The following is a 12,924-nucleotide window of genomic DNA, read 5'->3' as shown; positions in this document are numbered from 1 at the left end:
ACCGTTCAAACATCTCGATCACCGACCTCGTTACCCACCCGGTACCCCATCGCCCGATAACCGCGTTGGCGCTTGTCCCACATCCGTAGCAAAGCCGGATGCCCGGTATCGATGAAATCAACGATGCGCACTTCGGTCTTACTGGTGTGCTCCCGATGCAGGCGGCCCGCATACTGTTGCAAAGTGCCTTTCCAGGAGACTGGCATCGCCAGCACCAGCGTATCCAGTGGCGGATGATCGAAGCCTTCGCCAACCAACCTGCCAGTTGCCAGCAGGATGCGTGGCGCTTCTGGCGGCAGTGCATCAAGTTCAGCGATGAGGGTTGCCCGCTGCTTCTTCGACATCCGGCCATGCAGTACGAGCGGCGCAGGCGCTTGCCCACCTAGAGCCGCCAGGATCGCAGCGAGGTGCTCGGTACGCTCGGTCAACACCAGCACCTTACGACCCTGCTGGAAGGCATCACGGACTTCGGTGGCGATGGCGTCGGTCCGGGACTGGTCATTGGCAAGATGCCGGAACACATCTTGAATCCCGGCTTCGGGTGGCAAGTCGATGTGTGAGATGCGTGATCGCGGCACGACTTCGAGGTCGTGTGGCGCGCCCGCCGGCTTGGCCGCCGTGTACCGGATCGGTCCACATTGCATGAAGATGATCGGCTGCTGACCATCTCGACGAATCGGGGTCGCGGTCAGGCCGAGCACGTACTTCGCCTTCGTCCGTTTCAGGATGGCGTCAAAGGAGACGGCGCCGACGTGATGGCACTCGTCCACGATTACCTGGCCATAGTTCTCAATCAGCGGATTGACTTCGCCTTGTCGGGATAAGGACTGCATGACCGCGATGTCGATCCTGCCCGTTGGTTTGGGTTTGCCGCCGCCAATGGTTCCGACCACATCCTTGCCCGTGCCAAGGAATGCCTGTAGGCGCTCCTGCCATTGCTTCAACAACTCGGTGCGATGCACCAGTATTAACGTGTTCACGCCTCGGCGCGCAATCATGGCGGCGGCCATGACCGTCTTGCCAAAGGCGGTGGGCGCGCACAGCACGCCGGTGTTATATTGCAGCATGGCCGAGACGGCAGCCTCTTGATCGAGGCGCAGCGTACCGGCGAAGGTTACATTAGCAGGGTCGCCGCTGAACCTCTCGTCGCGCAGCTCGCAGGCAATGCCGTTGTCTCGCAGAAGGGACAATGCCGCATCGAGACAGCCGCGCGGCAATGCGATGTGCTGCGGGTAGTTTTCGGCACTACCGATGACACGCGGCTTGTCCCAGACCGACATCCGCATCGCTTGGGCTTTGTAGAACTCAGGATTCTGGAAGGCAGCCAGCCGAATCAGGCGGTTGGCCAACGCTTGCGGCAGTTGAGCTTTCTCGAAGTAGATCAAGTTCGCCAGTGTCACAGTCAGCGAAGTGGGCATCACACCGGACAGCTTCTGCGGCGATGCGCTCCCGCGTTTCCACGGTGTAGCCATGTCCTCATCGTCGATGAAAGTGACGTCCAGCGGGTGGATGCCATCCGCGGCGCGCAGGATGATCGGCTCGATGTCGTGGGTGGACACGGGCTGGATCGCGGCCAGGAATGCCCATTGGTCGGGACAAGGGCGCAGGTCGGCATCGACGAACACACTGCATCCCTTTTCGCGCGGCCACTTTTGCAGCGGCAATGCGATCAGATTGCCGAAACCACCCTTGGGCATCGTGTCCTGGTTGGGGAAAAGCCGGTCGTAGGAGGTCAGCTTCAGTTGCCGCGTGCGCGAGCAGGTATGGCTGATGATGGCCGTACCGAGGCGCCGGGCATCCCGGGCAGGCACCTTGGACGAGAAGAAGATCCAGGCATGTGCGCCTTGGCCCGACCGGGAAATCTCCAGCGCTGCCGACACACCAAGTTCCTTGCACGAGCGCATGAATGCATGGGCATCATCCCGCCACTGCGCATCATCGAAATCGACGGCGAGGAAATAGCAGGTGTCGTCATCCAGCAGCGGGTAGATGCCGATCGTGTGATCGCCAGCCAGATGGCTGTAAATGACCGCATCGGACAGCGGGATCAGCAGGCGGTTGCCACAGTCGCCACACTTGATGCGCGGCTTCTCGCACACCCCTGAACGCCACTCATTGGCGCAGGCCGGCGAGTACCCGGACTTGCCAGTCGTTTTGCTCTCCCAGCGGATCGGGTAGACGTCAGTTCGCCCGCGAAACAGACGGCGAAACAGTGCGACCTTCTCGTTGGGCGATAACCGCGACTGCTCGACGGGGAGCGGCGTGGTTGCCGGCGCTGGCGGCAGGCGCCACTCGATGGCATGAGCCTCAAGCAGCGCAATCAGACGCGCATTTTCAGCCTGCAACACTGCCAAATCATCACAGCCCGCCATCGGCGCCGTACTCGACATGTAGAGGATATGCGATTGTTTTCAGGCGACCTTTTCTTGCAACGCCCGGATTGGCGGCTGTTTGTGTTGCATGGCTTGCCACAAGTCGTAATTGGCCTGCATGGCGAGCCATGCGCGGGCCGTGCTGACACCGGCTTGTTCCAAGCGAACGGCCAAGTCTGGGCTGATCGCCGCGTGGCCGTTGAGCACGCGCGACAGCGCAACTCGCGACATAGCCAGCCGCTCGGCCGCCTCGGTCACGGACAAGTTCAACTGGGCGAGCACTTCCTCTTTGAGGATTTCGCCGGGGTGCGGAGGGTTATGCATCATGGTGCAGCTCTTTTCAGTGGTAGTCCTGGTAATCGACCAGTTCGACATCGGCTCCAACAAAACGGAACGTGACTCGCCAGTTGCCGTTCACCCATACCGACCAGTTGCCTTTCAAATCGCCTTTGAGCGGATGTAGCTTGAACGAAGGCAGGTTCATATCGCCCGGCCCGGCAGCGACTTCCAGAAGCCCAAGAATATTTCGGAGCTTCTTGACGTGCGCCGCCTGAATGCCTCGTGTGGAGCCGGAGCGGTAGAACGTCTCAAGGCCTTTGTGCCGGAATCCGATGATCATGGCTTAGTGTATCGTTATGCGATACGGGCCGCAACGGGGCTGGGGACGATGGCCTGCGGCCACCGTGTGCACAGACCGGGGACAAGCCGATGGACGGCTGGCGCCGCCCACACCTTGCCCCCCGCCTGCACCCACTTCGCCCCCAGAAAGGCCGATAGCGCCACCACCCGGCAGGCGAGCCGCAGGGCACGCCTGCCCGCCTAGAGACCGATGGACATCAGCGCCGACGCTGGGCACCCATCTTAATATCTGGAACAAAGCGACTGGTATCCATCCATCGCTTTCTGTTCGACATCCGGGGCGCATGCACCGTGACTTGCGGCGGAGGATCGAACTCCTGATCGTCCAATTGGATGTTCTTGCATGCGGCTGCCATCCGCACGTAGCCCCTGACCATCGCTTCGCGGAACCGGTACAGCCGCCTACTGGGGATGCCTTCCAGGATTTCGCCTTGGGCTTCCGCCTTGAGGCTGCGCAATTGGCTCAGGAATTTCTTCTTCTCCAGCGCCTCAATCTCCAGCGTGTCGCATATCTGCGTATAGGATTTCCAGATCGCATCCGTGGTTCGTTCTAGGTCGAAGGCGTCGGCTGTCGCCCACAGCACGTAGGCGACCTGATCCCTGCCTCGTGTCGCCTTGTCGTACGGCTTACGCAAATCGGCATGCACTGCATCTGTGGCCGAGAGGAAAGCCTTGTGCAGGTGATCCATGCTGACCTGCTGTGCCGAAGCGTCGCCATACCAAGCCCAGAGCAGATGCTCGGTCAGCAGGTGCACGTAATAGGGAAACCCGTTGCTGACGTTCGCTATCCGGTAGATCACGCTCGGATCGGCATCTAGATCGAATGCAGTCAGCGCTTTCTTGGTGATGTCCAGGCGCGGCTGATAGGCGAGGCGTTCTAACTGGATCGTATCTAATTGCCTGTGCGCGGATGCATGTGAGGCGAGCAGTTCGTCCAATGCGGACGCCACGCCCGTGAAGATCAGCTTGACCTCGGATTTGCGGTCGCCAAGCGCTTTGATCAGCTCGGCAAACTTGTTCCGCTCCGCTTCGTCGGGGATCAAGTCGAATTCATCAATGACCGCTACCGTGCGCTGTGAGTAGGCGCTGAAGGCGGTGTCCAGACGTTTGGCAGCATCTTCGATGTCGAGCGGCGCGGTCGCAGGCTGCGTGCTGGTCTCAACATGCCGGGCCAAGGACAGTCCCTTGCCCTCCACGCCGCGCTTATCGTGCACGGTGACCGAACTGTTTGACTCGGTTCCGGTGGCGCGGATTAAGCTCCAGACGACGCCTGCGAACGATGAACTCGATCCGCAGGATGCATGCAAGGGTGCGGCATCGCTCGACTGGCACTCCGCCGCAGCTGCTCCCGCCAACGAAGATTTGCCGACACCACGCTCGCCGTATATGAAAACCTGGCGTCCTGGCGCCATCAGCGCTCGCCGTATCCGTTCCAGCTGATCGTCGCGTCCGAACAGGAATTCGTGCGATAGGATCGGCGACGATGGGAACAGCACGGCATGGATACGTTTGCCGAATTCTTCCTCTTCAAGCTCATGCAAGTTTGCACTATCCATCCGATTGCCCAGATGCCCCAAGACCAGCCAATTATGTGGCATGTGTGGTACTACCGGGATATCCAGCTGTACTCCTGATGTGCATCTGGGGGGACTACTTGCGATCTGGAGGGATGAAGTTCGGAAGAGCAGCCAGACGCTCTTGAACATCCGCCAGCTCGGCGCGCAGCATCGGGTCGTCGTATGGCGACAGCAGGTCCTCGGCCATGACGACGTCCTCCTTCGCCGGACGGCCACGTCGGTCCTGCTTGGGCTTGGGGTACCCAGCGCCGGAGAGCGCCCGCGTCAGCACGTCTACTGCTGACCACAGCTTGTCGGGGTCGCGTGGCCGGATACCGGCGTCGAGGGCTCGGCTGACGTTGGCCAAGGAGATGACAGCATCGTGGAGGTACGCGGCCGCCATGACGTACTGGCGCTGCTCAGCCTCCTTGGCCCGGTTCTCATCGCGTTCGCGGCACCATGCTTGGAATTCTTCGCGTTCCTCCGGCGTGAGCTTCTTCGCCAGGTCGCGTGGCAGGCTGTTGGCGTTTCGATCTAACGAGCCGACGAGGGTATACCGACGCTGGCCACCGCTGTTGTCGATCCGACGCAACTCGACAGTCTTGTAGCGTCGGATGCGGCCGTTCTTGTCCCGGTAGGTTTTGACGTGGAACCACATGCATGAACCCTCTAATCAAGCCGCTTGGCCAAGTCTTCGGCACGTGGGTGGTAGTAGCGCATCAGCATACGAGGGTCCTTGTGCCCGGTGATCTTCGTCAGTTCGTGCATTGGGAAAATGGCTGCCAGCCGGGAGGTGGCCTCGTGACGAAGGTCATGGAACCTTAGGTCGGTGAGAAAGCGCTTCTGGGGTTTTACGCCTTGCTCCTCGCACTCCCTTACGTACCGCTTCCGAGCACGTGCCACGGCGCGGACAAATGCACGGGTGATGGCGTCACTGGTGACCTTGAACACGCGATCATCGTCCTCGTCCTCGTCCTCGTCCTCGTCGTGTCGCTCGGGCTCGCCCGAGTCCTTCGGGAGCATGCTCTCAAGCACGGCCACGGCTCGGGATGACAGGGGCACGTCCCGCGAGCTTCCGTTCTTGGTATCCGGAAGATGGGCGACCCGTTTGGCCAGATCGATGTGTTCCCAGCGCAGGCCGACGATCTCGCTTCGCCGCATGGCTGTCTCAAGGGCCAGGCGGAGCACGGCGGGCAGCACCCCAGAGCCACTAGCAGCGATGATGCGCTCCAGTTCCCCGTGATCAGGAGGTAGCGCGTCTGCCACAGTGGGTTGGACAGGTGCGACGAGGGCGATCCGTCGGGTCCGCGCATTGTTCGGTTGAGGCTTGCGGATCAGCTCCACGGGATTGCTCAGGCTCTCCATGCCCCATTCCCGGCGGGCGATATTAAAGACGTGGGAGATCAGGGCGAGACGCCGGAGCACGGTGGCCGGCTTGCATCGCTGGAGCCACAGGTCTCGTTGCGCAACGATATCGGTGCTGCGGATGGAGGCCATCGACCGCTTCGCGATGGCGGCGGCCTTCCACAGCCGGATGATCGACTGCTCCTGCACCTTGCCCTTCTTGGTTTCCACGACCTCACGCTCGTACCTGTCGAGGGCTTCTTCGAGGGACGTGGCTTCGGCTTCGGTGCGGCTAACGAAGACGCCCCGGTCGATCTCGGACTCGATCTTGCGGGCCCACGCCTCGGCTTCCGCCTTGGTGTTGAAGGTCTTGGTCTGCTCCGGGTACCCTTTGCGGCGAACCCGTGCCTGCCACTGGAACTCTTCCCGTCTGCGAAATGACGCCATTTTCTTGGTCAGCGCTTTCTGGGAGTGGGACAAAAGTGGGTACAAAAAATAATTTTTGCCCCGGAATAGCTCATCCTTGCCCTACGTTAAAGCGCGCTAAGTTGTTGAATTGACAGCATGCTGGCATAGTTCGTAACCTAGATCAATAGGTTGCATTCGTAATGCGTAGGTCGTAGGTTCGATTCCTATTTCCGGCACCACGCTCCAAGACTGGGTCGGCTCATGCCGGCCCAGTTGCGTTTTGAAGCGTCGAAAACTCCGCGTTTCACGTGGTTCTCGCATGCATTGCACGCGTGCAAACCTGCCCCATTTGCGAACGCAACGGCGCAATTCTGGCCTCGCGCTGCGCTGCGACAACATGTCGCACAAATTGGCGCGCTTTTATTGCGTCAGATCATTGCCAATGGGTTTCGTGCAGGTGCAGCAAAGACTAAAATTACTGCGCTAACCCGTGTCTTCGGTCTGCGCAGTTCCTCTCCTCTAGGGAGACGGCTGCGTCGGGAACATCCCAGGACGGATACGACGAACGAGGCTGGCGTTCCTTCGCACTTGGATCGACCGATGATTCCGCTGAAACAGCTCGGGCGTTTACTTCGTCCAGGTCTGATGTTGCCCTTCCTGCTGCTGGCAGGCTGCAACTCGGCCATCCTCAATCCGAAAGGCCAGATCGGCCACGACGAAAAGCAGCTGCTGATCACCTCGGTGGTGCTGATGCTGATCGTGGTCATCCCGGTGATCGTGATGACGATTGCGTTCGCGTGGAAATATCGCGCCTCCAACACCAAGGCGCGCTACGAGCCGGACTGGTCGCACTCCACCGCCATCGAAGTGGTGGTGTGGTCGATCCCGTGCGTGATTATCCTGGTGCTGGCGGTGCTGACCTGGCGCTCCTCGCACGCGCTGGACCCGTACCGGCCACTGGATTCGGAAGTCAAGCCGATCACCATCGAAGCGGTATCGCTGGACTGGAAGTGGATGTTCATCTATCCCGACCAGAACATTGCCACCGTCAACGAGATCGCGTTCCCGGTGCACACGCCGCTGAACTTCAAGATCACCTCCGACACGGTGATGAACTCGTTCTTCATCCCGCACCTGGGCACCATGATCTACGCCATGGCGGGCATGGAAACCAAGCTGCACCTGGTGGCCAACGAGCCGGGCGAATACTTCGGCCTGTCGACCAACTACAGCGGTCATGGCTTTTCGAAGATGAGCTTCAAGGCGCATGCCGTCGATCAGGCCGGCTTTGACGCCTGGGTGGCCAAGGTCAAGGCATCACCGACCGCGTTGAACGCTGCCGAGTACCAGGTGCTGGCAGCCAATCGCAACGACAAGGAACAGTATCCGGTCACCTACTACTCGTCGGTGCAGGACGGCATGTTCCGCTCGCTGGTCGACAAATACATGAATGGTCCGGGCCACAGCAAAGGCCACGGCGACCATCAGGCATCGGCTACGGAGCCGGTCGCCATGTGCACTTCTGGAGACAAGTGATGCTAGGCAAACTCACCATCGAGGCAGTTCCGTACCACGAGCCGATCATCATGGTCGCGCTGGGTGGTGCCGGTCTGCTCGGCCTGCTCATCGCGGGCGCCATCACCAAGTACAAGCTGTGGGGCTATCTCTGGAAAGAGTGGTTCACCTCGGTGGATCACAAGCGCATCGGCGTGATGTACATCATCGTGGCGCTGGTCATGCTGCTGCGCGGCTTTGCCGACGCGGCGATGATGCGCACCCAGCAGGCGCTGGCCGGTGGCGGTGGCGAAGGCGTGCTGCCTCCGCACCACTACGACCAGATCTTTACCGCGCACGGCGTGATCATGATCTTCTTCATGGCCATGCCGTTCATGACCGGCCTGTTGAACCTGATCGTGCCGCTGCAGATCGGCGCGCGCGACGTGGCGTTTCCGTTCCTGAACTCGCTGAGCTTCTGGCTGTTCGTGGCCGGTGCGGCGTTGATCAACATCTCGCTGGGCGTGGGTGAATTCGCGCAGACCGGTTGGCTGGCGTACCCGCCGTTGTCGGGTCTGGAATACAGCCCGGGGGTCGGTGTCGATTACTACATCTGGGCGTTGCAGGTGTCCGGTTTAGGCACATTGCTGACCGGCATCAACTTCTTCGTGACGATCATGCGCATGCGCGCGCCGGGCATGACCCTGATGCGCATGCCGATCTTCACCTGGACCGCGCTGATCACCAACATCCTGATCATTGCCGCGTTCCCGATCCTGACCGTGGCGCTGGCGCTGCTGGGTGCCGACCGTTACCTGGGCACGCACTTCTTCACCAACGACGGTGGCGGCAACGCCATGATGTACGTCAACCTGATCTGGATCTGGGGTCACCCGGAGGTCTACATCCTGATCCTGCCGGCGTTCGGCATCTTCTCCGAGTTGATCGCGACCTATAGCCGCAAGCGCCTGTTCGGCTACACCTCGATGGTGTACGCCACCTCGTGCATCGGCGTGCTGTCGTTCGTGGTGTGGTTGCACCACTTCTTCACCATGGGCTCGGGTGCCAACGTCAATGCCTTCTTCGGCATCACGACGATGATCATCTCGATCCCGACCGGCGTGAAGATCTTCAACTGGCTGTTCACCATGTTCCGCGGTCGCGTGCACATGACCTCGCCGGTGCTGTGGACGATCGGCTTCATCATCACCTTCACCATCGGTGGCATGACCGGCGTGATGCTGGCGATTCCGGCGGTGGACTTCGTACTGCACAACAGCCTGTTCCTGATCGCGCACTTCCATAACGTGATCATCGGCGGCGTGGTGTTCGGTTACCTGGCGGGCCTGACCTACTGGTTCCCGAAGGCATTCGGCTTCAAGCTCAACGAAAAGATCGGCAAGGCCTCGTTCTGGTGCTGGATCATCGGCTTCTTCGTGGCCTTCATGCCGCTGTACGTGCTCGGCTTCATGGGCATGACCCGTCGCATGAACACCTACAACCACCCTGAGTGGGCGCCGTGGCTGTACGTTGCCGCCGTGGGTGCTGCGATCATCGGCATGGGCATCTTCCTGAACCTGGTGCAGATCGGTTACAGCGTTTGGAAGCGCAAGGAGCACATGGACTACACGGGCGACCCGTGGGATGGCCGTACGCTGGAATGGGCAACCTCCTCGCCGCCGCCGTTCTACAACTTTGCCGTGCTGCCGCACATCGACGACCGCGATCAGTTCTGGGCCGACAAGCAGAACGGCAAGGGCTGGGTGCGTCCGTCCAAGTACGAAGCGATCCACATGCCGCGTAACACCGGCGCCGGCGTCTACATCGGTGCCTTCAGCGTGCTGCTGGGCTTCGGTCTGATCTGGCACATCTGGTGGCTGGCCATCATTGGCCTGGTGGGCATGATCGGCAGCTTCATCGCACGCACCTTCGATGACGACATCGATTACTGGGTGCCAGCCGACGAAGTGGAGCGCATCGAAAACGCACGTTTCGCCCTGCTCGAACAGCAACAGGCGGCGCAGGCCGCGAAGGTGGTATGACCATGGCTTCTTCGACCTCGCTTGACCACGCCGCCCACGCGGGCGGCCACGATCACGACCACGAGCATCACGACGGCGGCGGCAACACCGTCTTCGGGTTCTGGGTCTACCTGATGAGCGACTGCCTGCTGTTTGCCGGTCTGTTCGCCACCTATGCGGTGCTCTCCGGCGCCACGGTGGACGGGCCGACTGCCAAGGAGCTGTTCGATCTGAAGTTTGTGCTGGTGGAAACCTTCCTGCTGTTGTTCAGCAGCCTGAGCTTCGGCTTTGCGATGATTGCCGCGCACAAGCGCAAGATGGGCGGCCTCTATGGCTGGCTGGCGGTGACCGCACTGCTGGGTATCGGCTTCCTTTGCATGGAAGTGTGGGAGTTCAACCATCTGATCCATGAAGGTGCCGGTCCGGGTCGCAGCGCGTTCCTGTCGGCCTTCTTCACCCTGGTGGGCACGCACGGCCTGCACGTGGCCTCCGGCCTGCTGTGGATGGCAGTGCTGGTGATCCAGATTTCCAAGAATGGCCTGACCGCGCGCAACAGCACGCGTCTGGCCTGCCTGAGCCTGTTCTGGCACTTCCTGGACATCATCTGGATCGGTGTGTTCACCGTCGTCTATCTGCTGGGAGCGCTGTAATGGCCAATCACCACCACACCGATACCGCTGCCGACGCACATGCCGGCGGCCTGAAGTCCTACCTGATCGGCTTTGTGATGGCCGTGATCCTCACCGTCATCCCATTTGCGATGGTGATGAGCGGCGCATTCTCCAAGGGCGTCACCATCGTCGTGATCTCGGTCATGGCCGCGGTGCAGATGCTGGTGCACATGGTGTACTTCCTGCATATGGACCGCACGCCCGAGCAGCGCTCCAACGTGCAGGTGGGCCTGTTCTCGCTGCTGATCATCGGCATCGTGATCGTGGGCTCGCTGTGGGTGCTGCACAACATGAACGTCAACATGATGCATTGAGACGGCCGCTAGCCGGATCGACGTCCCGTTGAAGAAGAAGCCGCCAAGCAATTGTCGGCTTTTTTTTCGCCCGCAGCATGACCAATGGCATACGGGGAAGCACGGGCAGGCGCTTAGCATCGTGGACTTGCCTGTTTCAGGTCACCTGCGGAGTTGCGATGAAAATGCCCACCCTGTTGTCCGTGTCGTTGCTGGCGGCGTTGTCGCTGCCCGCGGCCGCGCAAACCGCACCGCCGCAGGACGTGCCGTTCGACGGCACCTTGAAGATCGACGTGGATGCCACCGATCTGGCGCACCGCATCTTCAAGGTCAAGACCACCATGCCGGCCAAGCCGGGCCCGATGACGCTGCTATACCCGCAGTGGATTCCCGGCAACCATTCGCCGACCGGACCGATCGACAAGCTCGCCGGTCTGGTGATCAAGGTCGATGGCAAGGTGGTGCCATGGAAGCGCGACCAGTTCGACGTCTATGCGTTCAAGGTGGATGTGCCACAGGGCGCCACCGAGCTGACGGCCGAGTTCAAGTTCCTCTCGCCGCAGGCCGGCAACCAGGGCCGGGTGATGATGACCCCGGAAATGCTCAATCTGCAGTGGAACACCACGGCGCTGTACCCGGCCGGTTATTTCGCGCGCAACATCAAGGCGCAGGCCAGCGTCACGCTGCCGGCCGGCTGGAGCTATGCCACGGCACTGGAAACCGATCGCCGCGTTGGCGACACGGTGAGCTTCAAGCCGATCGATTTCGATGACCTGGTCGATTCGCCGATGTTCGCCGGCAAGTACTACAAGCGCGTGGAACTGAGCACCGGCAAGCAGCCGGTCTATCTCAACGTCTTTGCCGATGAAGCCAAATCGCTGGAGGCCAAGCCCGAGCAGATCAAGGCCCATGCTGCGTTGGTACAGCAGATGGACAAGCTGTACGGCGCGCGTCACTTCGACCATTACCAATTCCTGCTGGCGCTCACCAAGAAGCTGGGCGGCATCGGCCTGGAGCATCACCGTTCCAGCGAAAACAGCGGCCCGCCGAATTACTTCACCGAGTGGGACAAGAGCTGGATCATGCGCGACCTGCTGGCGCACGAGTTCAACCACTCCTGGAATGGCAAGTACCGCCGTGGCGCCGACCTGGCAACGCCGAACTTCAACGTGCCGATGGGCGACAGCCTGCTGTGGCTGTACGAAGGCCAGACCCAGTTCTGGGGCGAAGTGGTGGCGGCCCGTTCGGGCCTGTGGACGCAGGACCAGGCGCGCGACATGCTGGCCGGCGTCGCGGCAACCTACGAGCGCGGCCGCCCCGGCATGGCCTGGCGCACGGTGCAGGACACCACCAACGACCCGACCATGTCGATGCGGCGTCCGAAGGCGTACCGCAGCTATCAGATGAGCGAGGACTATTACTCCGGCGGCCAGATGATGTGGCTGGAAGTGGATAGCAAGCTGCGCGCGCTCACCAACAACAAGCGTTCCATCGACGATTTCGCCAAGGCGTTCTTCGGCATGAAGAACGGCGATTGGGACGTCAATCCGTACACCTTCGACGACATCGTGAGCACGCTCAACGGTGTGGCCGCATACGACTGGGCCAGCCTGTTGCGCGAGCGCATGGACGGGCACGGTTCGTTGAACGGCGGCATCGAAGCCAACGGCTGGAAGCTGGTCTACAACGACGAGCCGAACCTGGCGATCAAGACCTACGAGAGCAACGAGAACGACGTCAGCCTGACCTATTCGCTGGGCCTTTCGCTGGAGGGCTCGGGTGAAGTCAACGAGGTGTTGTGGGACAGCCCGGCGTTCAATGCCGGCATCATCAACGGAAACACCCTCGTGGCCGTCAACGGCCGCGCCTTCAGCGCCGATGTGATCAAGGATGCGATCAAGGCGGCCAAGGGCACCACTGCGCCGATCGAACTGCTGGTCAAGCGTGGCGACCGCTACGAAACCGTCCGCATCGACTACCACGGCGGTTTGCTGTATCCGCATCTGGAACGCATCGCCGGCAAGCCGGATCGCCTGAGCGAGTTGTACAAGGCGCGCTAAGGAAGGTCTGAACAACGAGACCTGACAGGGCGGAAGGTGGCGTCGTTCCGAAGAGTGGCTTTTGGA

At 61.0% G+C, this 12,924-nt stretch carries 11 protein-coding genes; 5 read left to right on the top strand and 6 right to left on the bottom strand.

What is annotated here, in order from left to right; all coding sequences use genetic code 11:
- Positions 1-5: 5 nt before the first annotated feature.
- The 6 genes from J7367_RS05210 to J7367_RS05185 form a co-directional block, all read right to left on the bottom strand.
- Positions 6-2,390 (bottom strand): DEAD/DEAH box helicase family protein, encoded by a 2,385-nt coding sequence (locus tag J7367_RS05210; protein ID WP_209028900.1) that lies wholly within the window; start codon positions 2,388-2,390, stop codon positions 6-8.
- A 21-nt stretch (positions 2,391-2,411) separates the two neighbouring features.
- Positions 2,412-2,699 (bottom strand): HigA family addiction module antitoxin, encoded by a 288-nt coding sequence (locus J7367_RS05205; protein ID WP_057658342.1) that lies wholly within the window; start codon positions 2,697-2,699, stop codon positions 2,412-2,414.
- Positions 2,700-2,712: 13 nt separating this feature from the next.
- Positions 2,713-2,991, bottom strand: a complete 279-nt coding sequence (locus J7367_RS05200; protein WP_057658340.1) for a type II toxin-antitoxin system RelE/ParE family toxin — start codon at positions 2,989-2,991, stop codon at positions 2,713-2,715.
- A 217-nt stretch (positions 2,992-3,208) separates the two neighbouring features.
- Positions 3,209-4,552 (bottom strand): ATP-binding protein, encoded by a 1,344-nt coding sequence (locus tag J7367_RS05195; protein WP_176214953.1) that lies wholly within the window; start codon positions 4,550-4,552, stop codon positions 3,209-3,211.
- 109 nt (positions 4,553-4,661) lie between these two features.
- Positions 4,662-5,225: a hypothetical protein gene (locus tag J7367_RS05190; protein ID WP_057658336.1), complete on the bottom strand. Its 564-nt coding sequence runs from the start codon at positions 5,223-5,225 to the stop codon at positions 4,662-4,664.
- Positions 5,226-5,236: 11 nt separating this feature from the next.
- Positions 5,237-6,391 carry a site-specific integrase gene (locus tag J7367_RS05185; protein ID WP_244672268.1) on the bottom strand — a complete coding sequence of 385 codons (1,155 nt, stop codon included), beginning with the start codon at positions 6,389-6,391 and terminating at the stop codon, positions 5,237-5,239.
- A gap of 528 nt (positions 6,392-6,919) precedes the next feature.
- Here J7367_RS05185 and cyoA point away from each other — a divergent pair.
- From cyoA to J7367_RS05160, 5 genes are all read left to right on the top strand, one after another.
- Entirely contained in the window at positions 6,920-7,855 is a 936-nt protein-coding gene (gene cyoA / locus J7367_RS05180) for a ubiquinol oxidase subunit II (protein WP_057658334.1), read from the top strand.
- Positions 7,855-9,855 (top strand): cytochrome o ubiquinol oxidase subunit I, encoded by a 2,001-nt coding sequence (gene cyoB / locus J7367_RS05175; protein ID WP_003484298.1) that lies wholly within the window; start codon positions 7,855-7,857, stop codon positions 9,853-9,855. The genes cyoA and cyoB overlap by 1 nt, the downstream gene beginning before the upstream one ends.
- Positions 9,852-10,484, top strand: a complete 633-nt coding sequence (gene cyoC, locus J7367_RS05170) for a cytochrome o ubiquinol oxidase subunit III (protein WP_172955790.1) — start codon at positions 9,852-9,854, stop codon at positions 10,482-10,484. Before cyoB ends, cyoC begins: the two co-directional genes overlap by 4 nt.
- On the top strand, positions 10,484-10,819 hold the full coding sequence (gene cyoD / locus J7367_RS05165; RefSeq protein WP_003484294.1) for a cytochrome o ubiquinol oxidase subunit IV: 336 nt from the start codon (positions 10,484-10,486) through the stop codon (positions 10,817-10,819). The genes cyoC and cyoD overlap by 1 nt, the downstream gene beginning before the upstream one ends.
- Positions 10,820-10,977: 158 nt before the next feature.
- The gene (locus tag J7367_RS05160) at positions 10,978-12,858 is read left to right on the top strand and encodes a tetratricopeptide repeat protein (RefSeq protein ID WP_157825995.1); all 1,881 of its coding nucleotides are present in this window, start codon (positions 10,978-10,980) and stop codon (positions 12,856-12,858) included.
- Positions 12,859-12,924: the final 66 nt, after the last annotated feature.

It is taken from the genome of Xanthomonas sp. D-36-1, from assembly GCF_017746155.1.
Taxonomy (GTDB): Bacteria; Pseudomonadota; Gammaproteobacteria; order Xanthomonadales; family Xanthomonadaceae; genus Xanthomonas; species Xanthomonas cissicola.
This window is presented reverse-complemented; position numbering and strand designations above follow the sequence as displayed.

Coding starts and splice junctions, on each gene's coding strand:
- J7367_RS05210 (WP_209028900.1), bottom strand. CDS start 2,390: ATGTCGAGTACGGCGCCGATGGCGGGCTGTGATGATTTGGCAGTGTTG.
- J7367_RS05205 (WP_057658342.1), bottom strand. CDS start 2,699: ATGATGCATAACCCTCCGCACCCCGGCGAAATCCTCAAAGAGGAAGTG.
- J7367_RS05200 (WP_057658340.1), bottom strand. CDS start 2,991: ATGATCATCGGATTCCGGCACAAAGGCCTTGAGACGTTCTACCGCTCC.
- J7367_RS05190 (WP_057658336.1), bottom strand. CDS start 5,225: ATGTGGTTCCACGTCAAAACCTACCGGGACAAGAACGGCCGCATCCGA.
- cyoA (WP_057658334.1), top strand. CDS start 6,920: ATGATTCCGCTGAAACAGCTCGGGCGTTTACTTCGTCCAGGTCTGATG.
- cyoB (WP_003484298.1), top strand. CDS start 7,855: ATGCTAGGCAAACTCACCATCGAGGCAGTTCCGTACCACGAGCCGATC.
- cyoC (WP_172955790.1), top strand. CDS start 9,852: ATGACCATGGCTTCTTCGACCTCGCTTGACCACGCCGCCCACGCGGGC.
- cyoD (WP_003484294.1), top strand. CDS start 10,484: ATGGCCAATCACCACCACACCGATACCGCTGCCGACGCACATGCCGGC.
- J7367_RS05160 (WP_157825995.1), top strand. CDS start 10,978: ATGAAAATGCCCACCCTGTTGTCCGTGTCGTTGCTGGCGGCGTTGTCG.